This is a genomic window from Methanosarcina sp. 2.H.T.1A.6 (assembly GCF_000979455.1).
GTDB lineage: Archaea > Halobacteriota > Methanosarcinia > Methanosarcinales > Methanosarcinaceae > Methanosarcina.
In genome coordinates, this window is sequence record NZ_JJOY01000006.1 from 161,412 (window position 1) to 184,385 (window position 22,974).

At 45.1% G+C, this 22,974-nt stretch carries 22 protein-coding genes; 14 read left to right on the top strand and 8 right to left on the bottom strand.

Features of this window, described 5'->3' with window-relative positions:
- Positions 1-5 precede the first annotated feature (5 nt).
- Complete coding sequence (locus EO98_RS19505; RefSeq protein WP_369799018.1) at positions 6-209, top strand: pentapeptide repeat-containing protein; 204 nt, start codon at positions 6-8, stop codon at positions 207-209.
- A complete protein-coding gene (locus EO98_RS02730; RefSeq protein WP_048140601.1) occupies positions 164-1,084 on the top strand; it encodes a DMT family transporter in 921 nt (306 codons plus the stop codon). The genes EO98_RS19505 and EO98_RS02730 overlap by 46 nt, the downstream gene beginning before the upstream one ends.
- Here the strand turns inward: EO98_RS02730 and EO98_RS02735 are convergent.
- The 3 genes from EO98_RS02735 to EO98_RS18135 form a co-directional block, all read right to left on the bottom strand.
- Positions 1,070-2,272 (bottom strand): Coenzyme F420 hydrogenase/dehydrogenase, beta subunit C-terminal domain, encoded by a 1,203-nt coding sequence (locus EO98_RS02735; protein WP_048140600.1) that lies wholly within the window; start codon positions 2,270-2,272, stop codon positions 1,070-1,072. The two genes, EO98_RS02730 and EO98_RS02735, sit on opposite strands and share 15 nt — an antisense overlap.
- Positions 2,269-4,413 (bottom strand): formate dehydrogenase subunit alpha, encoded by a 2,145-nt coding sequence (fdhF, locus tag EO98_RS02740; protein ID WP_082098444.1) that lies wholly within the window; start codon positions 4,411-4,413, stop codon positions 2,269-2,271. Before fdhF ends, EO98_RS02735 begins: the two co-directional genes overlap by 4 nt.
- 194 nt (positions 4,414-4,607) lie before the next feature.
- Positions 4,608-4,751, bottom strand: a complete 144-nt coding sequence (locus tag EO98_RS18135) for a hypothetical protein (RefSeq protein ID WP_156160991.1) — start codon at positions 4,749-4,751, stop codon at positions 4,608-4,610.
- Positions 4,752-4,777: 26 nt separating this feature from the next.
- Here EO98_RS18135 and EO98_RS02745 point away from each other — a divergent pair, with 26 nt between their 5' ends.
- From EO98_RS02745 to EO98_RS19510, 3 genes are all read left to right on the top strand, one after another.
- Positions 4,778-5,461 (top strand): ABC transporter ATP-binding protein, encoded by a 684-nt coding sequence (locus tag EO98_RS02745; RefSeq protein ID WP_048140598.1) that lies wholly within the window; start codon positions 4,778-4,780, stop codon positions 5,459-5,461.
- A gap of 10 nt (positions 5,462-5,471) precedes the next feature.
- Positions 5,472-5,927, top strand: coding sequence for a PPC domain-containing DNA-binding protein (locus EO98_RS02750; protein ID WP_048135507.1), 456 nt, complete (start codon positions 5,472-5,474; stop codon positions 5,925-5,927).
- 65 nt (positions 5,928-5,992) lie between these two features.
- Positions 5,993-6,193, top strand: coding sequence for a pentapeptide repeat-containing protein (locus EO98_RS19510; protein WP_156160992.1), 201 nt, complete (start codon positions 5,993-5,995; stop codon positions 6,191-6,193).
- On the opposite strand, the gene EO98_RS02755 is transcribed toward EO98_RS19510, so the two are convergent.
- On the bottom strand, positions 6,161-6,550 hold the full coding sequence (locus EO98_RS02755; protein ID WP_048140595.1) for a transcriptional regulator: 390 nt from the start codon (positions 6,548-6,550) through the stop codon (positions 6,161-6,163). The genes EO98_RS19510 and EO98_RS02755 overlap by 33 nt on opposite strands.
- Before the next feature lie 636 nt (positions 6,551-7,186).
- On the opposite strand from EO98_RS02755, the gene eno reads away from it, so the two are divergent.
- A complete protein-coding gene (eno, locus tag EO98_RS02760; RefSeq protein WP_048140593.1) occupies positions 7,187-8,473 on the top strand; it encodes a phosphopyruvate hydratase in 1,287 nt (428 codons plus the stop codon).
- A 648-nt stretch (positions 8,474-9,121) separates the two neighbouring features.
- A complete protein-coding gene (locus tag EO98_RS02765) occupies positions 9,122-10,291 on the top strand; it encodes an ABC transporter permease (RefSeq protein ID WP_048140592.1) in 1,170 nt (389 codons plus the stop codon).
- Between the two features lie 178 nt (positions 10,292-10,469).
- Here EO98_RS02765 and EO98_RS02770 read toward each other — a convergent pair whose 3' ends face one another.
- Entirely contained in the window at positions 10,470-11,282 is an 813-nt protein-coding gene (locus EO98_RS02770) for a sulfite exporter TauE/SafE family protein (RefSeq protein WP_048140590.1), read from the bottom strand.
- Positions 11,283-11,773: 491 nt separating this feature from the next.
- Here EO98_RS02770 and EO98_RS02775 point away from each other — a divergent pair, with 491 nt between their 5' ends.
- From EO98_RS02775 to EO98_RS02800, 6 genes are all read left to right on the top strand, one after another.
- Positions 11,774-12,427: a hypothetical protein gene (locus tag EO98_RS02775; RefSeq protein ID WP_048140588.1), complete on the top strand. Its 654-nt coding sequence runs from the start codon at positions 11,774-11,776 to the stop codon at positions 12,425-12,427.
- A gap of 362 nt (positions 12,428-12,789) precedes the next feature.
- Positions 12,790-13,002 (top strand): hypothetical protein, encoded by a 213-nt coding sequence (locus EO98_RS02780; protein ID WP_048140681.1) that lies wholly within the window; start codon positions 12,790-12,792, stop codon positions 13,000-13,002.
- 517 nt (positions 13,003-13,519) lie between these two features.
- Entirely contained in the window at positions 13,520-14,848 is a 1,329-nt protein-coding gene (locus tag EO98_RS02785) for an APC family permease (protein WP_048140679.1), read from the top strand.
- Between the two features lie 125 nt (positions 14,849-14,973).
- Entirely contained in the window at positions 14,974-16,317 is a 1,344-nt protein-coding gene (locus EO98_RS02790) for an APC family permease (protein ID WP_048140586.1), read from the top strand.
- Positions 16,318-16,535: 218 nt separating this feature from the next.
- Entirely contained in the window at positions 16,536-19,001 is a 2,466-nt protein-coding gene (locus EO98_RS02795) for a plasma-membrane proton-efflux P-type ATPase (RefSeq protein WP_048140584.1), read from the top strand.
- A 127-nt stretch (positions 19,002-19,128) separates the two neighbouring features.
- The gene (locus tag EO98_RS02800; protein ID WP_048140582.1) at positions 19,129-19,515 is read left to right on the top strand and encodes an SET domain-containing protein; all 387 of its coding nucleotides are present in this window, start codon (positions 19,129-19,131) and stop codon (positions 19,513-19,515) included.
- A gap of 41 nt (positions 19,516-19,556) precedes the next feature.
- On the opposite strand, the gene EO98_RS18145 is transcribed toward EO98_RS02800, so the two are convergent.
- Both EO98_RS18145 and EO98_RS02805 read right to left on the bottom strand, forming a co-directional pair.
- Entirely contained in the window at positions 19,557-19,718 is a 162-nt protein-coding gene (locus EO98_RS18145) for a hypothetical protein (RefSeq protein ID WP_156160993.1), read from the bottom strand.
- Positions 19,719-19,720: 2 nt separating this feature from the next.
- Positions 19,721-20,368 (bottom strand): CDGSH iron-sulfur domain-containing protein, encoded by a 648-nt coding sequence (locus EO98_RS02805; protein ID WP_048140578.1) that lies wholly within the window; start codon positions 20,366-20,368, stop codon positions 19,721-19,723.
- A 298-nt stretch (positions 20,369-20,666) separates the two neighbouring features.
- Here EO98_RS02805 and EO98_RS02810 point away from each other — a divergent pair, with 298 nt between their 5' ends.
- Positions 20,667-21,722 carry a calcium/sodium antiporter gene (locus EO98_RS02810; RefSeq protein WP_048140575.1) on the top strand — a complete coding sequence of 352 codons (1,056 nt, stop codon included), beginning with the start codon at positions 20,667-20,669 and terminating at the stop codon, positions 21,720-21,722.
- On the opposite strand, the gene EO98_RS02815 is transcribed toward EO98_RS02810, so the two are convergent.
- A complete protein-coding gene (locus tag EO98_RS02815; RefSeq protein ID WP_048140573.1) occupies positions 21,708-22,427 on the bottom strand; it encodes an MBL fold metallo-hydrolase in 720 nt (239 codons plus the stop codon). The genes EO98_RS02810 and EO98_RS02815 overlap by 15 nt on opposite strands.
- Between the last annotated feature and the right edge of the window lie 547 nt (positions 22,428-22,974).

Genomic DNA, 22,974 nt, shown 5'->3' on the forward strand with positions numbered 1-22,974 from the left:
TTATAATTACGGATTTCTTCCATACGGATTTCTTCCATACAGATTTCTACCATACAGATTTTTACCATACAGATTTCTACCATACAGATTTCTACCATACAGATTTCTACCAGTTTTTTCCTTTTCCAAAAAATATATATCTGCAGTCTTTTAATTCTCGAATATGCCAGTTCAGGGAAACTCTTTCAAGCCGTACTCCGAGGTCATAACAGGCAGTATCATTTATGGCACTATAGGAGTTTTTCTGGACAGGGTCCAGGACATGTCCGTAGGGTCTATTCTCTTCTGCAGGCTCTTTTTCGGGTTATGCATGATTTTCTTTTATCTGCTGATGAGCGGAAGCCTTGAACAGCTCAGGCCCGGCAGGAACAAAAAATATCTTCTGCTGCTGGGTTTTCTGAATGCGATAACAGGCATATGCTATTTCTCGGCTATAAGGTACAGCGGAATTTCCGTTGCTGTCCTGCTCCTTTATACTGCTCCTGTATATGTCAATCTGCTTGCTCCTTCAATCCTTGGAGAAAAAAATAACAGCAAAAGCCTACTGCCTCTTTTTCTTTCAGTTGCAGGGGTATTATTTATTACCCGTCCCGGAGAGGTCCTGGCAAGCCTGAGTACAGGGTCCGATTTTATGAAAGGCCTGTTATTCGGCCTGCTTTCAGGGCTCTCCTTTGGCACCACCATAATAACGATCCGCTACCTTAGGCATGACTATACAGGGATATCCCAGACTTTCTGGCTGACCGGAATAAGCCTTCTCTTTATGCTGCCGTCTGCCCTTTCAACTCCCATCCCTGTCTACTTTAGAAACTTCGGTACTCTGCTTCTCTTCGGTTTGACCATTACACTTGCAGCCATCCTCTACCTCAAAGGAATTTCGGGCATAAGGGCGCAGACAGGCAGCATTCTTGCCCTGCTAGAACCTGTATCGGGAATTTTCTTTGACACTGCAGTCCTGAGAAACCCTCTCTATATCTCAACTTTTCTGGGCTGTGTCCTCATCCTGACAGCGGCTTATCTTGTGAGCCAGGCCAGGGACGCAGAAGAAGTCCCTGAAGATTCCCTCCCCTCACCGCTTGCCTGATTTATTCTGTCCCTTTTCGTGAAAGAAAGCTTCCAGAGGTGCAACCGTCGGAAGGGAGAGGTCCTCCCCTGCCCTGTACCCGTAGAGTTCCTGAAGCTCCACAGCAAAGGAATGCATGAAAAGCGCATTGGGGATGTCCATTGGACAGAGTTCCTCGCACTGCCCGCAGTTGATGCAGGAATCCGCAACAAGGGAATAGCGAAGCGTGTGGAACGCAAAAGCGGGAGGGACCTTTCCGGAAGCGTCTACTGTAAAATCGGAGGGTTTTGCATGGGGGAGGGCAGGGCAGACTTCAATGCAGGTGTAGCACTTGATGCAGCGGGAAGTTTCATTTATTAGCTGTTTCAGGCGAGCCTTCCCCTCTCCCAGCGCCCGGAAGTCTTTTTCCCTCCATTCCTCAGCCAGGTTCAGCATCGACCGCTCTATTTTACCCCGGACCTCCAGCCCTTTCGGAACGGGTGAAGAGGCTTTGATAGCTCCTGAGGCTTCAGCTTTTTCAAGCAGCTCTGCACCTTTTGCGCTGCAGACCTCAACAAAAGTTGCTTCCGTGCCAATAACGCCCCATTCCCCACAGGCAAGGTCAGCCTGTCTCGGGATTTTCAGCTTGCAACGCCTGCAGTTACTCCTGCGCCCATAGCCTTCCTCTTCAAGTTCGTCCATGGGCACTGAAAATTCCCCTTCAGGAGTCCTGAAGATGAACTTCCCCTTTGAAATCCTTTCCTTTTCAACCGAATCAGGGTCCAATGCAAACTTTTCTGCAGCCATTTTCCTTGCCATTTCCGGACTGACCGAACCTCCGCAGTTCAACCCCAGCATGAGGATATTTTCCAGCCTGACCTCTCCCCGCTTTGCAAGCTCGTAAAGCCCCATTACATCGCAGCCTTTCAGGGCAGCTGCAACCTTCAGGTCCTTTGCCCCACCCAGGTAACTGCTGAAAAGCCTGGAGAGAAGAAGAGTCCCACAGTGCAGGGAGCCCGAAATGTCCGAAATTTCCGCCGGGTCTGTGATCAGCACCGGAACAGCGTCGTAGAGGTCTGCACCTTTCCTTACCCCAAGTACTGCGTCCACGCTTCCGCTTTCCAGGGCGAACTTCAAAAGGGCTGATACCGCACCCCCAGACTCGCCTTTTTCCAGAAACTCCCGGCCACAGGCCCGGACATAAAACTTGTCTCCTTTCAAAGGTTTCAAAGTTTTCCCTCCGCCGTTTCTACTTGCTCTACCTGTTCTACTTGTTCTACTTGCTCTACCTGTTCTACTGGTTCCACCTGTTCTACTGGCTTTATTTTCTCTACCCTGACCGCACAGGCCTTGTACTCCGGAATCTTTGCCACGGGGTCAAGGGCTCCGCTGGTCAGCAGGTTGGCCGCACATTCCTTAAAATGGAAGGGGATGAAAACAACCCCAGGTTTTATGTCTTCCGTAACCATTGCAGGGATTTCGATTTTCCCCCTCCGGGAAAGTACGCGGACTTTTTCCCGGTTACTGACTCCAAGTTTTTCCGCATCCTTCGGGTGAAGCTCCACCCAGCCGGTCCTGACTTCGGAGTCCAGGGTTTCTGACCTGCGGGTCATGGTCCCGGTGTGCCAGTGCCAGATATTTCTTCCTGTGGTAAGGATGAGGGGATATTCCGTATCCGGGACTTCGGCAGGAGGCTTCCATTCCACGGCGGAAAACTCCCCCAGCCCGTCCGGGGTGGCAAATTTTTCGGTATGCAGGATGGGCGTTCCTGGATGGGACCTGTCCGGACAGGGCCACTGGAGAGAGTCAGGGTTTTCAAGGCGCTCGTAGCTCATGCCCCCATACTGGGGAACAACCTTTGCAATTTCCTCAAAAACCTCAGCTTCATTCAGGTAGGAAAACTGCGGCCTGTACCCCATACTCCCGGCAAGTTCGCAGATAATGCGCCAGTCTGCTTTAGCTTCTCCCGGCGGGTCAAGGGCTTTTCGGAGCCGCTGGACACGGCGCTCGGTGTTGGTCTGGGTCCCGTTTTTTTCTGCATAACAGGCTGCAGGCAGGACGACGTCAGCAAACTTTGCAGTCTCGCTCAGGAAAATGTCCTGTACGACCAGAAAGTCCAGGTGTTCCAGGGCTTTTCTGACCCTGTTCAGGTCCGGGTCCGAGAGCATGAAATTTTCTCCCATAACGTACATGCACCTCACAGGCGATGTCCCTTCAGCAAGCTCTTCTATCAGCTCTGTGACCGTGATTCCCGCTTTTTCAGGAAGTCCTCCGGCGCCCCAGATAGATTCCATCGTCCTGCGGACTTCAGGACCTGAAACCTTCCGGTACCCTGGATATACGTCCGGCAGGCAACCCATGTCGCAGGCGCCCTGTACATTGTTCTGCCCCCGCAGGGGGTTGACCCCTCCTCCGGGAACCCCAAGGTTTCCGGTCAGCAGCATCAGGTTTGCCGTGGACTTCACGTTGTCTACCCCCACCGTATGCTGGGTGATGCCCATGGAGTAGAGAAGGGCAGAAGGCTTTGAATGAGCGATCCACTCAGCTGCGGTTTTTAAGTCTTCCTCAGGCACTCCTGTGATTTTCGAGACCTTCGGCAGGGAATAAGCCTCCTGCATGACAACGGTTTTCATTGCTTCAAAATTTTTTGTCCTTTTCGCAATGAATGCCGAATCTTCCCAGCCGTTTGCTATGACGTGGTGCATGAGCCCGTTCAGGAGGGCCACGTCTGTTCCCGAGTACATGGAAAGGTAGAGGTCTGCCTGTTTTGCCGTGGGTGTGAAGCGGGGGTCCGCATAGATTATTTTAGCCCCCTTCTTCTTTGCAAGAATTACCCTCCTGCCTATAAGGGGGTGCTGCTCTAAGGTATTGCTCCCGATAATGAAGATGCATTTCGACTCTTCCAGGTCCGCAATTGAATTCGTCATGGCTCCAGAACCGAAAACTGCAGCAAGGCCAGCGACTGTAGAGGAGTGGCAGAGTCTTGCACAGTGGTCAACGTTGGAAGTCTTAAGGACAACCCGGGCAAATTTCTGCATAAGGTAGTTGTCCTCGTTTGAGGTCTTTGCTGAAGAGAGACAGGCAATTTCCTCAGGGAAAAAAGTAGTGAACTTCCCTGCAACCAGGGTCAGAGCTTCTTCCCAGCTCGCTTCCGCAAGCTGTCCGTTTTTCCTGACCAGCGGCTTTACAAGCCGGTCCTTGCTGTGGATGAACTCGTGGGCATACCTGCCCTTCTGGCAAAGCTTCCCCGAATTGACAGGAGCCCGGTGCCAGGGCTCGATGCCTGCAATCCTTTTGTCCTTTACCACAAGGTTAAAGCCACATCCTGTTCCGCAGTAGGGACAGGTTGTGGGGACGTATTTCAATTCCATGTTCTTCCTCCCCTTAAGCTGATGGGATCTGATAAGCTGTTAATCATGAATATTGATTAATCCTTCATAAAATAGTTAATCTTGCAGTAAAGACGGGATCAGGAATAAAGATGGGGTCAGGAATAAAGACGGGATCAGGAATAAAGATGCCGAAATGATCGTTCGGTAAAAATTTGAAACTGTATTGTGAATTCTCAGTTTATCTGGAGTCTCTGATACTTTGCGGGAATCTTATCGGGCTCGATCAGCCTTTTTGGATTCCAGAGCTTCTCCTTATTCCCGGCTTTTGCCCCTCTGCCCAAAACCTCTTTACTTAAGAAGCCCTCTATTTTTAACATAAAAATTATGAAAATACAGGAAAAGCATGACAGACGGAAGCCCAATTATAGAGCTTAAGAACCTGACCAAAGTTTATAAAAACGGTGTGGAGTTCCGCGCGCTCGACAATGCAAATCTGAATATTAAAAAAGGGGAATTTGTTGCAATTGTAGGGCCTTCTGGTTCAGGTAAAAGCACACTTATGCATCTCATAGGTCTGCTCGACACACCCAGTTCAGGGACCCTCCTGATAGATGGCAATGACGTGACAAAAATGTCTGATAAGGAGCGTTCCGGGATGAGAAACAGGATGCTCGGTTTTGTCTTCCAGTATCACCACCTGCTTCCTGATTTCACTGCTCTGGAAAACGTAATGATGCCGCTCTTGATTGCGGGAAAGAGCAAGGACGAAGCAAAGGATATTGCCGAAAAACTTCTGACAGAGGTCGGGCTTGAAGACAGGATGGACCACAGGCCAGGAGAACTCTCAGGAGGGCAGAACCAGAGGGTTGCGGTAGCCCGGGCTCTTAGTTGTTCTCCGGCAATCGTACTTGGGGATGAGCCTACAGGCAACCTGGATACTAAAGCAGGAGATCTTATCTATGAACTGCTCCGCAAACTGAACAAGGAATATAACCAGACCTTTATTGTAGTAACCCATAATGAGGAACTGGCCGGAAAAGCCGATAGGATTATCAGAATTGTAGACGGAAAAATAACGGATCAGTGAGGTGGAAATAATAGAGTACTCAAAAGGAAGGATAGGCAGGGTCTTTACTGTCAGGGTTGACCACGGGGATGACCTTCTCCTGGAACTTATTAAACTTGCAGAAATGGAGAAGATCGAATCAGCTGTGTTTATGCTGCTTGGCGCGCTGAGGAAAGGAAAGCTCGTTACAGGCCCGAAAGAAAACAGAAGGCCTCCGGAACCTGTCTGGTCTGGCTTTAATGATGCCCATGAGATTCTCGGGATCGGAGATATATTCCAGGAAAACGGAAAGCCCAAAATACACCTTCATGCAGGAACAGCCAGGGGAGATAGCATTAAACTGGGGTGCCTGAGAGGTGAAAGTGAAGTTTTTATGGTTGTTGAGGTATTCATTTTCGAGTTGGAAGGAATTTCTGCCAGAAGGATAATGGATGCAGAGCAGGGCTTTGCTCCTGTGAGCTTTGTGCATGTCCCTGATCAGGAATGACACATTGAATAAAGTAAGCATTAAAAGGGCTCGACAATTGGAGTAATTAAAGCTGAATACGATTTATGGAAAATCAGATCTGGCAGATTTCCTTACATTTATTTTTTGTAAATTTATTTTTTGTAAATTTATTTTTTGTAAATTTATTTTTTGTGAACTTAATTTTTGTGAACTTAATTGATGTGAACTTAATTGATGTGAACTTAATTGATGTGAACTTAATTTTTGTGAACTTAATTTTGCAGTATAATTTCCAGTTCCCTTAGCCTTTTGAGCGCGATCATTTTCTCGTTGTTATATTTTAAAAATTCCTCTTCGAGAATCTGGACTATCTGCGGGAACGGTACTGTTAACTGGTAGTACTTCACAGGTCTGCCTTTTCCTTTATTCTTCTTTTCGGACCTTTCATCCACCCAGCCCCTATCCCTTAGAGGGCGCATAGCTACACTCACTTCCGGCTGCCTGAGCCCGGAAACAAGTTCGATATGAAGAGATCTGAGTTCCCTGCAGTCTTTTAAGCACACGATTGCAGTGGCCTCTGTCCTCGGGAGTCCCAGGCTCTGGAGATTATCAATAATTGAATACTCTTTTTCGGTTAAATTAACTGGAGAATCGTCGGTCATCGAGAATGAATAATACTTTCAGGTTTATATATTTTATGTAGATAAAATTAGTTTTTAAATAAATAGGGTATTGTCAGTAAGTAAAAAAGGCATCTAACCCTAGTAAGGGTTTTTTTCTGGAGTATTTATATAAAAGACGGTGGGAATTCATCTAAAGAAAAAAATACACACAGTTATTATAACCAAAACCTTTAAACAAGTGTTTGCAGAAATTAAACATCCTTTAAGTAGAAAATAGGTTTTCCAGAAACAAGGGAATAGGTTTTGCCATATAGAATATTGAAGTTCCTGAAAGTTGGAAATTAGCCATTCTGATAAATGAAATACCCTGTTTTGAGCGCAGGGATACCTTCAATTCTTTAAGAGGGGGAGATTCTCTCTAAAAGAAGAAAGAGTAAATCCTTAAAATCGGGACTCCTTAAATACTGCTGCTCTAAGATAAACAGGATACTGGAAGCGTGAAATAGAGGAGTCTCTTCTATAAAAACACGGGTATAATTCAGGCAAATTGATTAATTCAAACCGGATAAACAGTTAAATACCATTCGGACATGTAACGGTTAAGTTAAGTAAAAGTCAAGTTCAAATAACAGAATATATCTATAGATAGATCAGAGATTTAGAAAGGGTGAAATGATGTCGTATATCGGTTTACAGCAGGATTCTGGAGAATATAAGATCCAAAAGATACATGCTCGGGAGATCCTGGACTCAAGGGGAAATCCCACTATTGAAGTTGATGTGTTTACACCGAAGGGATTTGGCAGAGCAAGTGTCCCTTCAGGAGCTTCCACGGGTACGAACGAAGCCCTTGAACTGCGCGATGCAGACCCCAATAGGTACGGTGGAAAGGGAGTCCAGACTGCAGTCAAGAACGTAAATACCGTTATCCAGAAGGAATTGCTTGGACTTGATGTGCGAAACCAGCGGGAAATCGATGAGCTGATGATCCAGCTCGACGAAACCGAAAATAAAGCAAACCTCGGAGCCAACTCAATTCTTGGCGTATCCATGGCGGTTGCAAAGGCTGCAGCTGACTCCCTTAACATGCCCCTTTACCGCTACTTCGGCGGTTCTAATGCTTTTACCCTTCCGGTACCCACAATGAATGTCCTGAACGGAGGCAAGCATGCAGGAAATGAGCTTGCAATCCAGGAGTTCATGATTCAACCCAAAGGCGCAGACACCTTCTACGAGGCCCTGCAAATCGGGACAGAGATCTACCAGACCCTGGGGAAGTTTCTGGAGAAAAAATACGGGCGCTCTTCTATTAACGTGGGTTATGAAGGCGGGTATGCTCCCAAAATGAGCGAATCTACAGAAGCTCTTGACGCCCTCGTACAGGCAATTGAAGAAGCAGGCTATACTGAGTCCGAGGTTACAATAGGGCTTGATGCGGCAGCAACCGAGTTTTTTGAAGATGAATTATACGCAATTGATGGAAAGAAACTGGCTGCTCCGGAACTGCTTGACTACTATGTAGAACTTGTAAACTCATATCCCATCCTTTCTATCGAAGACCCCTTCCAGGAGGAAGCCTTCGAGGACTTTGAAGCCCTTACCAACGAACTCTGGGACACGATCATTGTAGGTGACGACCTCTTTGTCACAAACATCGAAAGGCTCTCAAAAGGCGTGGATATGGGAGCAGCAAATGCCCTTCTCCTTAAAGTCAACCAGATTGGCTCAATCTCCGAAGCCTTTGATGCTGCCAGCATGGCTTCCAGAAACGGCTACACCGTAATCGTAAGCCACCGCTCTGCCGAAACCGAAGACACCACCATCTCAGATCTCGCAGTTGCCATAGGAGCAGAAATGATCAAGACCGGAGCTCCGGCACGCGGCGAAAGGACTGCAAAATACAACCAGCTCCTCAGAATCGAAGAAGATCTCGGTGAAGTTGCACATTACGTGCAGCTCTAACCTTTTTTATTAACTTTTTTAACTTTATTATTTATTTTTTAACTTTTCTATTCACTTTTTGAACTGTTGTCCTCTTAGTCCCTAATCTTTTAGCTTGATTAATCTCTTAGCTCTATTTTTCATTGATTCCTGATTTTTTTAGTATTTTTATGGTTTCTGAATTCTGGCAGTTCATGAGAAACCGGTTAATACTGTTACGGTACTGCCTGAATATCATTATCCTCCATTCCGGTCCCGCGTCGAAAAGCGGCTGGAGTCCCCCCTTTTTGATGAAATGGAAAAGCGAAAATGCTCCTGCTTGTTCGAAAATTACTTCTCTTTACCCCAGAAACCGGTTTTAAATCCATGCATTATAGGATGCTTCCGCCAGTTTGCATTTCTACCTATTAGTTAATTACAGGTGTTCTCAGTAGTTTTCATTGTATTTTCCGTCTCTTTTTTCCGGTATCAGAAACAGATTTATAATCAGCCCTCTAAAAGTGAATACAGAAGTCTAAAGATCTGAAAATCCTAACAATTTAGAATCCCTTGAAGTTCAAATATCTCAAAGCTTTGAAATGTTGAGCAAATTGAACTTTCCTGATACTTTGAAGGTTTGAGGCTGCCTGAAAATTCAGATAATCTGGTCGGATCCAGGAGTTTATCCAGATGTATGAGCTAAAAATCGCTTTGAGGCAGGTATTATCCAGAAGAAGACAGACCCTTTTTGCCATACTTGCTGTTGCTCTGGCAGTCGCTGTGATCACGGTAATGATGGCAATGCTGTCTGGTTTTCAGGATGAACTTGTAACCTCAAGTATTGAAAACAATCCACATATTGTTATCAATCCTCAAGATGAAGAGGAAGAGTTCATCCACCTTTATAGGCATGCATCTGCCCGAATTGCTGAAAAGGAAGGAGTTATAGCCGTATCCCCTAAATACCTGGGCCAAGCGGCTCTTGAATACAGGGACAACGCTGAAGGGGTTTCTCTTCAGGGAGTTGACCCTGTGGCTGAAGAGAATGTTATGAGGGTGAATGAGGATGTTGTAGAAGGGGACCTCATGACCCTTGTTCACACAAGGTACGGGATTCTGCTCGGGGATAAGCTTGCGGAAAATCTTGAAGTCCATGTGGGAGACAGGGTTGACGCCGTTTTTCCGGGCTCGCAAACAACTTCTTTTAAGGTTATAGGTCTGATTCATACCGGCACTGCTGCGGACGAGGTAACAGCCTACACAAGGCTGGATTCAGCGCAGGACTTTTTTAACGAACCCGGAGTTGTGAGTACCATTGGAGTCCGGGTTGTAGATCCTTACCAGGCCGAGGTTATTGCAGCTTCGATTGAGGGAGAAACCGGGCTTGATGCCGTAAGCTGGAGCGAAGCAAATGCCGAAATCCTCAGCCTCCTTGATACCCAGATGGTCTTTGTAAATATCTTCTATCTCCTGATCTACGGGATTGCCGGTTTCGGGATTGCAAATACCCTGATCACCATCGTTGCCCAGAGGACCAGGGAAATCGGCATTCTGAAAGCGATGGGGGCTTCTCAAAAAAGCATAATGGTTGTCTTTCTTTTCCAGTCATTGGTCCTCGGAGCCATAGGTCTGGTGCTCGGCACTGTTCTTGGTTACATTGTGACTGTTGCCCTGCAGAGCTATGAAATCGAAGTCCCCCAGGAAATGTATTTCGGGCTTCAGACCCTTCCTCTTGAGGTAAAGCCCCTTAATTTTGTATATGCCTCTTTTTTTGCTTTCATAATCAATATAATCTCAGGTATCTACCCTGCAAGGAAAGCTGCAAAACTTGATCCTGTAACAGCTATTGAAAGCGCCTGAAAAGGACGGATTATTATTTATAACAGTCCTTAATTTTAACAGTTCTTCATTTTAACAGTTCTTTATTTTAACAGTTCTTTATTTTAACAGTTCTTCATTTTAACAGTTCTTTATTTTAACAGTTCTTTATTTTAACAGTTTATGAAATTCCCTATCAGCAGTTCTGTTTATTCTGTTTTCAAATAACTCCGATCATTTTTAGCCCTACGTAGATCATCAGAAGTACAAAAAGATGTTTTAAATACTCCGGGTTTACCAGATGGGCAACTTCTGCTCCTTTTCTTGCTGCAAGAAATCCCGGAACTACAAGTAAAAACCAGTTAAGGAGATTGATATATCCAAGAGAATAAGGAGGAAGCCCTGTTTGCCCCCAGCCGTTGATGATGTATCCGACCGATCCTCCAAAAGAGGTAAAGATCATTATTGCAGCCGAGGTTCCAATGGCTTTCCTCATATCAAAATGCAGAAAAACCAGCATGATTGGAATTCCAATTACCCCTCCTCCGATTCCAAGAAGTCCTGAAAAAAAGCCTATAAAGATACCGGCAAAAATATAAGATATAAGATTGGAGCTAATTTCAGTCTTTTCCTTTACAGCCGGCGTGGTATAAGTTTTCAGAGCTCCCAGTATGATCACAACCCCGAAAATTGTACTCAGCGTAGAGGCAGGCAGGTAAGAAGCTACCGCTGCTCCCCCGAAACTGGCAATTAATCCGGAGGCTCCCATAATCGTAGCCTGTTTCCAGAGCACTGCTTGCTTTCTATGATATTTTAGGGTAACAATTATGGAGTTTATTAAGATCACGAAGAGGCTTGTCCCGAGAGCTGCCCTTATAGCCAGGTCTGGCTGCATTCCGGTTTCCTGCAAAAGCCAGTACTGGACAGGAGACATAATAAAGCCTCCTCCCACACCCAGAAGACCTGAGATAATGCCCGTAAAAGCACCTGTGAGAACGAGGATACCAAGATAAAGGGGATCTGTAGGAGTCATTTTCAGTTTAGTGTTTTATATTTATTTCCTGATTTTTCCTGATTTAATAACATGGTTCGGACTGTTCTCTGCATGAAACTGCGAGTTTATTTGAGTTAACGGTATCGTACTGAAAATATGAAGATCTGCCACTGATGGTAAAATGGAAAAATCCGGAATTTGCAGAAAGATTGTATTTGAAGGGATAAATCATGGGTTAAGAGGGTAACTATTTTTCTTAAATAATTTCCCCTCGGAATAATGCTTACTTCCTTTAAATCAGCCTGAATTTCTCAGGTTTCCCTGCTGGATATTTCAAAGAATAAATCGAGTAACTGTAAAAGTGAAAAGTAAGCATGCTGCGCAACAAATATTTAAAATGAGTTATTATTTATTAGCCAGAAGCAGGTTATTAACCAGAAGCAGGTTATTAGCCAGAAGCAGGTTTACAACCTATTTACCAGACCGGATTTAGAATTAATTTACCACAACAGGGTTTAAGAGGCGCTTTTATGATTGAAATGAAGTTACACGGCACATACAACATCTATTATGCGGTTCTTGGAATGCGGAATCCCATGAATTCCTGGCATCTTATGGACAGCAGTGAGCCTGATCAGGCAGGGAACTGCAAACTCGGGGAAAAGGACCTTAACCTTGCCAAGCGCCTGACCCTTGCAGGAAACGAACACGGCAAGTTTCTGAGGTTCATTACAGTTTGCTTTGACCTCACAGCCCCCCTCTACTGGTGGAAAGAGTTTGATACATACAAATTTACGGAAAAGAATTCAACCTCTACAATGCATAAGCTGACCAGCAGGGACCTGGCTCCCCACGACTTTTCCTTTGATACGATGACGGACTACAGGAACTCCCAGATCCGGCATCTCAATGACCTTATCAAAGCTTACAAGTCCCGCGAGGGGGACAGTGAAGAGGACAATGCATACCGGAAAGCAATCTTTCGGGAACTTATTCAGGACCTTCCGAGTGCTTACATGCAGAAAAGGACAGTCATAACCAACTACGCTGAACTCCGGAACATCTACTTCCAGCGCCGCCACCACAAGCTTGATGAGTGGCGGGAGTTCTGCGACTGGATGAAAAAGGAACTCCCGTACTGTGAAGATCTTATCTGCCTGGAAAAAGATGAAACCAAAAACTAAATTGTAACTATTCACTATTACCTAGAAATGCCAAATGAGATTCATTGATTCCAATGCTAATGCCGTAAATGGAAACAAAGCTGAATGGCACATGCTCAAGGTATCGCAGATGAGAGAAGTCTATGCAAAGTGTGGAACACCATTTTTGCCTGGACTGGGAGTATCAGTACTTTGTGTATTCTATTGACAGTGTTTATTCTGATTAAGAAGAAGTAAACCAGTTATATACTAGTGTCGTGTCAATCCTCAAGGATTAAAGGATTCTGAATAGCTGGAATCGACTATATGCGACATTTTACTGCTGACGCAACACTAGTGTTATATTTTTATTTCTGAAAAAAAATCAAATGGTGTGGAAGTTTATGAAATTCGGTTTCAGAAAACCATCTTTGAAAAAGTCTATTAAAGCAAGGACTACAGGCAAATTAAAACGCAAAGTAAAAAAGGCTGTAGTACCATTTTATGGAAAAAAGGGAACGGGAATTGTAAAGAATCCAAAAAAAGCAGTGTACAATAAGGTTTACCATAAGACATCGTTTAGTATATTCGGTTTTGTTAAGAAGCTACTAAAATAATAAATTCAACATTTGTGTAGAATTTAATAGGTCAAAATTAAAGCCAGACAATTAAATATTTTTATGTAACTATTCAGCCTGGAAAAAACAACATCAATAGCCATATTTAATAAGATTCATATAGCAAATTTCAGAAAATTGATTTTAGTTGATTTTTGGCTATTGATTGCGTTTTTACAAATATATTTAATTAGTAATCAGATATGCAGATTTCATCAAAATCGATATCAATCAAAGGATTTTTGTAGGCTGAATAGTTATATTTTTTTAAGGAACCGGGTTCTTCAACAAAGCTCTGTTTCCTCTCGATTTAAAGCTTTCCATTATATACAGATGTTTATTCTTTTCGTGCCCTGGATCTATCACCTTTTTTGAAGTAAGCTGCATATGAACCTGCAAAGGGATAATATTTGACTTGCACAGGTGAAAATCGCAAACATTATAGGGTTTTAAAGTGTATCCTCTGCTTCTTCCCCTTCACTTCTATGAATTATCCGTGACAGAAAGGATACAAATCATGACCGAACTTGAAAAAACAGTTACTCTTGGGCGAGGTGTGGTCCTTGCAATTCTTATGGTTATAGGTTCAGGGCTCCTGGGCCTGCCCGGGCTGGTTGCGGACGTAGGGACAGTGCAGGAAGTGGTTTTCGGCTGGCTCCTGATTATTCTGGCAGCAATGCCTCTTATTCAGATCTGCGCAAGGCTCGGAAAGAAATTCCCCTGTTCAGGGGGCCTTTTCCATTATGCCCGCGAAGCGGTGGGAGAGTGGGGAGGATATGCAGTGACAGCCCTTGTCTGCGGCTCCTTTATTCTGGGAGAGCCGGCAGTTGCCCTCATTGGCGGCGAATACCTGCAGCACCTCTTTGACCTGCCTGATTTTGGAGCCCATTTGCTGGCTTTTCTCATCATCACGGCCATGGCCCTTATAACGGTTGCCGGGGTCAGACTTGTCTCTTTTTTCAACTACGCAGCCGTGGCTGTATTGCTTTTCCTGATTGCAGCCCTTACCTTTTATAACTTCAATTTCTTTTCTTCAGGGCTCGCGTTTTCAATACAGGCTCTTGGAAGTGGTTTATCCGCTATTCTGGAAATGAATTTTGAAGCTTTTGACCCTTATAGTGTCTGGAAAATTTCTGCTCTTCTCTTCTGGGCTTTCCTGGGCTGGGAAAATATGTCTTTTGGCATTGGAGAACTCCAGAACCCGGAAAAAAATGTCCAGAGAGTTTTCTGGCTCAGTTTTGTCCTGGTAATCTTCATTTACCTGATGCTGGCAATCACAAGTATAGGGGCTGATGCAGCCGGAGTTTCTCTCTCCGGAGCATCCGGACTCGTGGAACTCGTAAAGTTCACACCAACAGGGAATCTGCTCATCTGGCTGATGGCAGTAGTCATCGTAGCTAATGTAACCTGCTGGAACTTTGCTTCAAGCCGCCTTGTCTACTCATCCGGTAAAGAAAAAGTGCTTCCGGCTTACCTGGGAAAACTTTCGAAAAACGGACAGCCTATGGCAAGCATCTTGAGTATGTATACGGCTTTCGTACTGGTGCTCCTGGGGACTTATGTGTTTAAGGTCCCGGTTTCTTCCCTGCTCATGCTTACAAACCAGAACTTTCTCTTTCTTTACGGCTTTATCCTGCTCTCCTACTGGAAAACCGAAACCGGCTGGAGGCGCTGGATCTATTCAGGGCTTTCCTTCCTGTCTCTCTCCTTTCTGGTTTCAGGGTTTACATGGAGGATTCTCTATTCCGTTGCCCTTACGGGACTTGGGTATTATGGGTTTGTGAGGAAAACAAAAAAGAACAATAAAGAGGAAAAAACAGCTTCTCGGACTCATTCAGAGATGTAAATTTTCGGAGCTGTAAATTTTCGGACATTTAATATTCTGCAGATCGGGGAGAAATAACCTGGAAAAACCACTTACATATAAATAAATATTCCAAAATATATTTACTGATCTACTTAAGGGGAAAAATGACTGAACTTGGAAAAACAATTACCCTCAGGCGGGGGCTTGGGCTTGCAATCTGCATGCTCATAGGAACAGGAATCCTGGCACTACCTGGTCTGGCGCTTGATGCTGGCAGTGTCCATGAGACAGTCCTTAGCTGGTTCCTCATTTCTCTTATCGCAGTCCCTCTTATCCAGATCTGCGCCCGCCTTGGCTTGAAATTCCCTTCAACTTCCGGCCTTGCAGGCTATGCCGAAGAAGTTGTGGGTCCCTGGGGTGGGTATGCAGTCTCATATCTTGTAGGTGGGTCTTTCTTTTTCGGGCTTCCTGCTGTTGCGCTTATCGGAAGCGAGTATATGGGACAGCTCTTTACCCTCTCCGAAGCAGGTGTCGCCCTTTTTGCAGTTCTCCTCGTAACCCTGATGCTCCTCTCAAACCTTGCCGGAATGAGGGCTATTTCCCTTATCAATTACATGGCCCTTGCTGTGCTTTTCCTGCTTATGGGCCTGCTTATCGGCTTCAACCTGGACTTCTTCGGCTCAGGCGTGGGGATTGCAAAAGAAGCCGTAAACGGTAGTGGAAACATAGACCTGAGCAATGTCTGGAAGGTTTCAGCTCTCCTTTTCTGGGCCTTTCTGGGCTGGGAGAACCTCTCTTTCTCCCTGGGAGAAATTAAGGAACCTGAGAAAAACGTGCCTCTACTCTACTGGCTGAGTTTTGCCCTGGTGACCTCCGTCTATATTCTTCTTGCCCTTATCAGTTCAGGAGCCAGCGCTGCAGGCGTCCCTCTTCGGGGTGCTGCCGGGCTTTCGGGGCTTGTCCTCTTCACTCCAGGAGGAGACTTCCTTGTGTGCCTGATGGTGATAGTTGTTGCAGCAAATGCATGTTCCTGGAATTTTACGGCAAGCCGCCTGCTCTATGCGGGGGGCAGGACAGGCATTTTCCCGGCAGTTTTCGGAAAGCTTTCAAAGAGGGACATTCCTGTGTCCGGCCTCGTCGGGTTATATGTTTTGTCCATTATCCTGATTATCGGAAGTTATTTCTTCAAAATCCCGGTTTCAGCCATGATCCTGCTCGTAAACCAGAACTTTGTCTTCCTCTACGCCTTTATCATAGTTGCCTACTGGAAGACCGAGGTCGGCTGGAGGAAATGGGTCTTTTCGGCACTTTCGCTCGTATCCCTGAGCTTTCTGATCTCCGGTTTTACCTGGGAGGTCATTTATCCGATATTCCTTATCGGTTTCGGGCATTACAGGTTTCTCGAAAAAAAGAGACAGTTAAAGAAACAGTTAAAAACACTGCAGTCTGGTAAGGACCTCCCATTATGTGAAGACTACATGGAGCTTCCCTGCCCCACTCAGCACTGAAAAACCTTATTTTTTATGATGGTCGAATCCTTTCCTGGGAAAATCCTGTTCATCTGGCCCAAGCTCTCCTGCTTACTTTTATTATTTTTTGAATTTTTTGTGTGGCAGGCTATAGATAGCAGAATGATATAATTGATTAATTGGGAAAATATGATTTATAGGGAAAAGAGGGTCGAATAAGAAAAAGAGGGTAAAAGTGTTTTGTGGGGACCATTTTGATGAACCAAAACATCATGAGTACGGATGAAGCAAAAGAAGTATCTGTAGCTGAACTCCTGGAAAAACTTTCTTCAAGTGAAAGAGGGCTCACTGATTCGGAGGCAAAAGAACGGCTTCAAAAATATGGGCCCAATGAAATTACGGAAAAGAAAACCAGTGTTATTGTCAAGTTGTTAGGCTATTTTTGGGGCCCTATTCCCTGGATGATCGAGGTTGCAGCAGTCCTTTCGGCAGTCCTGCATCGGTGGGAAGATTTTGCAATTATTCTTGCGCTGCTGCTGCTGAATGTAACGGTGGGCTTCTGGCAGGAGCACAAAGCCGATAATGCTATTGAATTATTGAAGCAGAAACTGGCCTTGAAAGCAAGGGTACGCCGTGACAACAAATGGCTTGAAGTATCCGCCAGTGAAATAGTTCCCGGAGATGTAATTCGCCTCCGGCTGGGGGATATTTTCCCTGCTGATGTCAAACTCATAGACGGAGATTACCTGCTGGTAGATGAATCCGCATTAACCGGAGAATCTCTCCCTGTAGAAAAACATGTGCCCGATGTTGCATACTCAGGTTCCGTTATCCGGCAGGGGGAAATGGATGCACTGGTAGTTGCAACCGGCATGAACACCTTCTTTGGCAAAACTGCAAGGCTGGTAGAAGAAGCCAAAACCCGGAGCCACTTCCAGAAGGCTGTCATCAAAATCGGGGATTACCTTATTGTTTTTGCCCTTGCGCTTGTAGCCTTTACTTTTCTTGTGGTGCTCTTCCGCCACGAAAGCATGCTTGAATTTTTCCAGTTTGCGCTTGTCCTGCTTGTAGCAGCAATCCCGGCAGCTCTGCCTGCAGTTCTATCGGTAAGCATGGCAGTAGGCGCAATTACCCTGGCCAGAGATGGAGCGATCGTCAGTAAACTTGCTGCTGTCGAGGAAATGGCCGGAATGGACATCCTGTGTTCGGATAAGACAGGAACCATTACTAAAAACGAGCTTGTTCTGACTGAAATAAACCCTTTCAAGGATTTTTCCGAAAATGATGTGCTTCTTTTTGCCAGCCTGGCTTCAAGGGGAGAGGACCGGGACCCGATTGATGATGCAATTCTTGCCGGAGCAAAAACCATGCAGGGTTTTTCCGGGCTGGCCAAAAGGTACAGGATACTTTCATTCAAACCATTTGACCCTGTTTCAAAAAGGACAGAGGCTACAATAGAGGACCCTGCTGGCAACAGATTCCTGGTAACAAAGGGAGCAACTCAGGCAATTTCGGCTCTCCTGAACAGTAAAGTTACCATGGACAGTAAAGTTACACCCGGGTCCCAGGTTGACGAATACATTAACGAATTTGCTTCCAGAGGGTACCGGGCACTGGGGGTTGGCAGAACAGATGCTCATGGGAGCTGGCATTTTGCAGGGCTCATTGCTCTCTACGACCCTCCCCGTGAAGATTCCGCAGAAACCATCAGGACTGCACAGTCGATGGGCGTGAATGTAAAAATGATTACCGGAGATCATATTGCTATTGCAAAGGAGATTTCCAGGCAGGTAAACTTAAAGTCGGACATCATGCTTGCAACGTCATTTCTGGATGTGCCTGACAGGAAAGCAGAGGAAATAGTCGAAAATTCAGATGGTTTTGCCCAGGTTTTCCCTGAGCATAAGTACCATATAGTGGAATTACTGCAGCACAGAGGTCACATCATAGGCATGACGGGAGACGGAGTCAATGATGCGCCAGCCCTGAAAAAGGCTGATGCAGGTATTGCTGTTGCTGGGGCTACGGACGCAGCCAAGTCCGCTGCTGACATTGTGCTGACAAAGCCCGGACTTTCCACCATTATCAATGCGATCAAAGAGAGCCGTAAGATATTCCAGCGGATGAACAACTATGCTCTGTATCGTATTACTGAAACAATTCGAGTGTTGCTTTTCATAACACTTTCAATCCTCGTATTTAAGTTCTACCCCGTTACTTCCCTGATGATAGTTTTGCTGGCGCTTCTAAATGATGCCCCAATAATGACTATTGCTTATGATAACGTCAAATACTCCGATCTGCCGGAAAAGTGGGACATGCGGACTTTGATGAGTATGGCTACCATACTTGGAATTGTTGGAGTTATTAGTTCATTTGGAATCCTTTACATAGGCCTGCATACTTTTCAGCTGACTCCTGAAGTCCTCCAGTCTTTCATATATCTGAAGCTTTCTGTAGCAGGTCACTTAACAATGTTTGTGGCAAGGACAAAAGGCCATTTCTGGTCTGTAAAACCGGCAAAACCCTTATTCACAGCGATAGTAGTTACACAAATAATTGCCACGCTCATTACCGTGTATGGGTTCTTGCTTCCTGCAATGGGCTGGAAACTTGCCCTTTTTGTATGGGGATATGCGTTGACTGCCTTTATTATAACAGATTTTATCAAAGTCTGGGCTTACAGCTTGCTGAACCACACCGGGATAAAGTTTCATGAATAAAATGGGCCGTAATTTCTTCGGAGTCTTCCGGAGAATCTTTCGGACGGAAACTTTTAAATTCATTGCCTTCTCAAAATAATGCAATAGTTAACAGGCAATTTTATAATAAATACAGGAGCCTGATCAAATGTCATTGATAAGTGTTAAAGACGCGCCTGGAAAAGGTAGAGGCGTATTTGCACAGAGAAATCTTAAAAAAGATGAAGTCATAGAAACCTGTCCCGTTATCGTTCTTCCTCCGGAAGAAGTGGATACTCTTGAGCTTACCCAGCTTTTTAACTACTACTTCGCCTGGGGAACCGATTCAAGAGCAGCAGCGATTGCTCTGGGCTATGGGTCTCTTTACAACCACTCTTATACCCCAAATGCAAAATACCAGAAAGACTTCGACAACGGCCTTTTGAAATACGTCTGTATAAAAGAGATCCGGAAAAATGAGGAAATCACCATAAACTATAACTGTGACCCTGAAGACAAAACCCCTGTCTGGTTTGATGTTTCGAGCCAGAACTGATTTTTCGGGTTTTAGATTCTGGGAGGTAAATTTTACTCTTTCTATGCCAATTTATTTTTATTTTTATTTTTATTTATTAACCACATAATATGTGGCTGCTTCCGATGAACCTTTCCCGCTTCCCCGGGAAGACTTTCAAAAAGAAGGGGAGGATTCGGCTTTTCAGGCGTTTTTTCCCCTCTAAATTTATCTGCCTTCTGCATGCTCAGTTCTTTTCGTCTTTGAATTTGGTCTGCAAGTGCGTCCCGTCACAAAACGGCTTGTTCTTTGAATCTCCGCAGCGGCAGAGAGTGTAGTGCTCTTTTGATTCCGGGACCGAGCCGTCAGGGTCTTCCAATTCGATATACCCAACAACTTTGTAGAAACTGTCCTTGCAAACAATAATTTCAGGAGGGTGGGGGTAATCCCTGTAAAGAACCCCTTCTCTGGAATAACTCAGTGCTCCGGATGGGCAGCTCCGGATTATTTTCTCAATTTCCTCAGGGTCCGCAGCGTCCGGATCGATCCAGGGTCTTTTATCTTTCCTGAAAACGGAAAAAGCGCTTTTAACGCAAGATTCAGCATGGACGCAGACTCCTCTGTTGTAGTGAATGGTGATCTTCTTGCCTTTGTAATCTTTTACTTTATCAGGCGTACGGTCTTCTTTCTTTTCTCCCGAAAACCCTATCTTTGAATGAGCCCCATCGCAAAAGGGTTTATTCTCTGACTTTCCGCATCTGCAAAGGGCCATTACCGGCTTTGTTTCAATGAATACACCTTTTGAATTCCTGAAGTTCTTCAGATGCCTGACAAGATACGGACCGTTTTTTATGACTTTTATTGAAGGTTTCTTTTCTTCGGTTTGTGAAACCATTTGTCCAATCCCCTGGTATTAAATTAGCCCTTTCGGCTTTAATTATTTGCCCGTGGCTTCTGATTACGCATACCGGCTTCCCGCGGTTAGCTGCCTTAAAGTATCGGCGCTGCCTTCCCAACCCCTGCCGGACTTGTGTTCGATCTTTGTGTAATCTTATTGTATAGCCTTCAAAAGGCTGCCTGAATAGCTGCCTCTTAATTTCTCTTTTTACTGAAAGCCTTTAATAAGAGTTATTCAGATTTAAGTCAGAATCGATAATGATCAAACAGAAGAAAAACAGATTAGACGTGATTTTATGATCACAACAAATTTTCTCGTTCTTTTACTTGGCCTTGTCTTTCTGGTCAAGGGTTCAGACTACTTTGTAAAGGCAGCCTCGACGATTGCAAAAAAGCTTGGCGTTTCGGAATTTGTGATAGGGCTGACTCTGGTGGCAATAGGGACATCAATCCCGGAACTTGCTTCTTCCATAGTCGCTTCTATCCAGCAGGCGAGCGGTATTGTTATCGGAAACGTTGTAGGCTCAAACATTGTTAACATAGGCCTGATTGTAGGAATTGCTGCATTTCTTTCTCCTATGAAAACCGAAGTTGAGATGCTCAAAAGAGACGGCTATATCATGCTCTTTTCAGCGGTGCTCTTCTTTGTTTTTGCCCTCAATGGAGAATTGTCAATAATCGAATCAGGTATCTTTGTACTGTTGTATATCGCTTATGTATTTTTCCTGTTTGAGGAAGGAGAAATATACGGAGGGAAACCCTATTTCAAAGAGTTTCTGAAGTATTTTGTCAAATTCAAGTATATAAACAGTGCAATGCAAAAGATCAATGGTACAAACCATAACAAGAACTCAGACTCAGGAAATGGAAATGGAAATGGAAATGGAAATAGCCGGATAGAAGGAGGCTTTGGAAAAGATATCTTTACCCTCGTGTTAAGCTGTGCAGCAATCGTAATCGGGGCAAAGTATTTTGTGGAAGAGTCTATCTTCTTTGCGGAACTCTTAGGGGTTCCGGACACTATCATAGGCACGACTCTGGTCGCTGTAGGGACTTCCCTCCCGGAACTTGTAGTAACGGTATCTGCAGCAAGGAAGGGTTACGGAAGCATAGCCCTTGGTAACATCATAGGTTCTAACATCACAAACGTATTCTTGATCCTCGGGCTTTCCGGGCTTCTGTACCCCATAGCTGTTGCAGAAATAAGCCTCTTCTTTACGACCCCTGTCATGATAGTCATAAGCCTGATCCTTCTGGTGTTTATCAGCACAGGCTGGGAAATAAAAAGGTGGGAAGGTGCAGTAATGATGGCATTTTATGCAGCTTTTCTTGTAGTTTTATTCTACATCTGAGTTTTTACGGTTTTGAGCCTTCAAAAAAGGCTCGAAAAACTTCTCTTTTACTTCCGCAGAACTAAATGGTTTTCCGTGAGCAATATAAATCTTCCCGGGTGCACTATCAATCAGTTTTTTGATGCTTCTTCTGGCCTCAGCCGGATCATCTGCCCAGAAAGGAAGTGATGGTTTTTCGGAAGGGATGGAAGGAAAGATCAAATCTCCTACGACTGCATCCCCGCTTTTAAGAAGGACGGAAACGCAACCCGAGGAATGGCCCGGAGTATGGATTATTTTTCCCCGGACACCATACTCCTCGAGTTCCAGAGAGTCGTTGATAAGAATATCAGGTTCAAGAGCCTGGTACATGGAGGCTTTCTTCCGACCGAAAAAGAGTCCCAGAATTCTCCCCGCAAAACCGGTTGGATGCAGTTTTCCCTGTATCCCTTTCCGGACTTTGTTGGCATCCAGGCGGTGCACGGCAACCTTTGCACCTGTTTTCTCTCTGAGGGCAGCAGCACTTCCTGCGTGGTCAGCATGCCCATGCGTGAGGACTATGAGCCGTATATCTTCGGGTGAGCCACCGATCTCATGCAGTTTTTCAAGTATGGTGTCTTCACTCCCCGGATATCCGGAATCAACCAGGATGGTCCCTTCGTCTCTGATAATGAACGCAGAAGTCATTTTCAGAGGCACAGGTATAATATTCACAGAAATATCCATTCAAACCCCTTTTAGTAATTCACTCTAAATCCCTTCTAAAAAAAGCTCTGGTAAGATGAAACCTCACCGATAGATTAAACTCCATTTCTTATTGATTTTAGGTCTCGACCTCTATTTTTCAAAAGAGTGTATCAGGACTCCCCGGAAACATGCCAGTAAGATTTATTCCAGAGCCGAGGTCCTGAAAACAGTGTCTTGCAACACCAGAACCCAGAATCCAAAAACCTAAATTCTTCAACGTCCAGTATTGAGGGGGGAATTAAATGCCAACAATCGTTCATTTTGATGTCCCGGCAGATGACCCTTAGCGGGCAAAGAAGTTTTACGCCGAACTTTTCGGCTGGACGTTTGAGAAGCCTCTGGAAGCAATAGACTACTTCCGGGCTTGAAGGGAAACCCTGATCTGAATTTTATCAGGGGCTTTTCCATCTTTAGATTCAGAGTAATTGTCAACTACCCCTGAGCTAAAGACTCAGGGGCTTGTCTAACAAGCCCTGGTTGACCAGATCACCGATTAGGAGCAACGGAAAATCGGTAAACGATAGGA

Coding starts and splice junctions, on each gene's coding strand:
- EO98_RS02765 (WP_048140592.1), top strand. CDS start 9,122: ATGTATGAGCTAAAAATCGCTTTGAGGCAGGTATTATCCAGAAGAAGA.
- EO98_RS02770 (WP_048140590.1), bottom strand. CDS start 11,282: ATGACTCCTACAGATCCCCTTTATCTTGGTATCCTCGTTCTCACAGGT.
- EO98_RS02810 (WP_048140575.1), top strand. CDS start 20,667: ATGATCACAACAAATTTTCTCGTTCTTTTACTTGGCCTTGTCTTTCTG.
- EO98_RS02800 (WP_048140582.1), top strand. CDS start 19,129: ATGTCATTGATAAGTGTTAAAGACGCGCCTGGAAAAGGTAGAGGCGTA.
- fdhF (WP_082098444.1), bottom strand. CDS start 4,413: ATGGAATTGAAATACGTCCCCACAACCTGTCCCTACTGCGGAACAGGA.
- EO98_RS02790 (WP_048140586.1), top strand. CDS start 14,974: ATGACTGAACTTGGAAAAACAATTACCCTCAGGCGGGGGCTTGGGCTT.
- EO98_RS02730 (WP_048140601.1), top strand. CDS start 164: ATGCCAGTTCAGGGAAACTCTTTCAAGCCGTACTCCGAGGTCATAACA.
- EO98_RS02795 (WP_048140584.1), top strand. CDS start 16,536: ATGAACCAAAACATCATGAGTACGGATGAAGCAAAAGAAGTATCTGTA.
- EO98_RS19510 (WP_156160992.1), top strand. CDS start 5,993: ATGGAAAATCAGATCTGGCAGATTTCCTTACATTTATTTTTTGTAAAT.
- EO98_RS18135 (WP_156160991.1), bottom strand. CDS start 4,751: ATGTTAAAAATAGAGGGCTTCTTAAGTAAAGAGGTTTTGGGCAGAGGG.
- EO98_RS02755 (WP_048140595.1), bottom strand. CDS start 6,550: ATGACCGACGATTCTCCAGTTAATTTAACCGAAAAAGAGTATTCAATT.
- EO98_RS18145 (WP_156160993.1), bottom strand. CDS start 19,718: ATGCAGAAGGCAGATAAATTTAGAGGGGAAAAAACGCCTGAAAAGCCG.
- EO98_RS02785 (WP_048140679.1), top strand. CDS start 13,520: ATGACCGAACTTGAAAAAACAGTTACTCTTGGGCGAGGTGTGGTCCTT.
- EO98_RS02815 (WP_048140573.1), bottom strand. CDS start 22,427: ATGGATATTTCTGTGAATATTATACCTGTGCCTCTGAAAATGACTTCT.
- EO98_RS02745 (WP_048140598.1), top strand. CDS start 4,778: ATGACAGACGGAAGCCCAATTATAGAGCTTAAGAACCTGACCAAAGTT.
- EO98_RS02780 (WP_048140681.1), top strand. CDS start 12,790: ATGAAATTCGGTTTCAGAAAACCATCTTTGAAAAAGTCTATTAAAGCA.
- eno (WP_048140593.1), top strand. CDS start 7,187: ATGTCGTATATCGGTTTACAGCAGGATTCTGGAGAATATAAGATCCAA.
- EO98_RS02775 (WP_048140588.1), top strand. CDS start 11,774: ATGATTGAAATGAAGTTACACGGCACATACAACATCTATTATGCGGTT.
- EO98_RS02805 (WP_048140578.1), bottom strand. CDS start 20,368: ATGGTTTCACAAACCGAAGAAAAGAAACCTTCAATAAAAGTCATAAAA.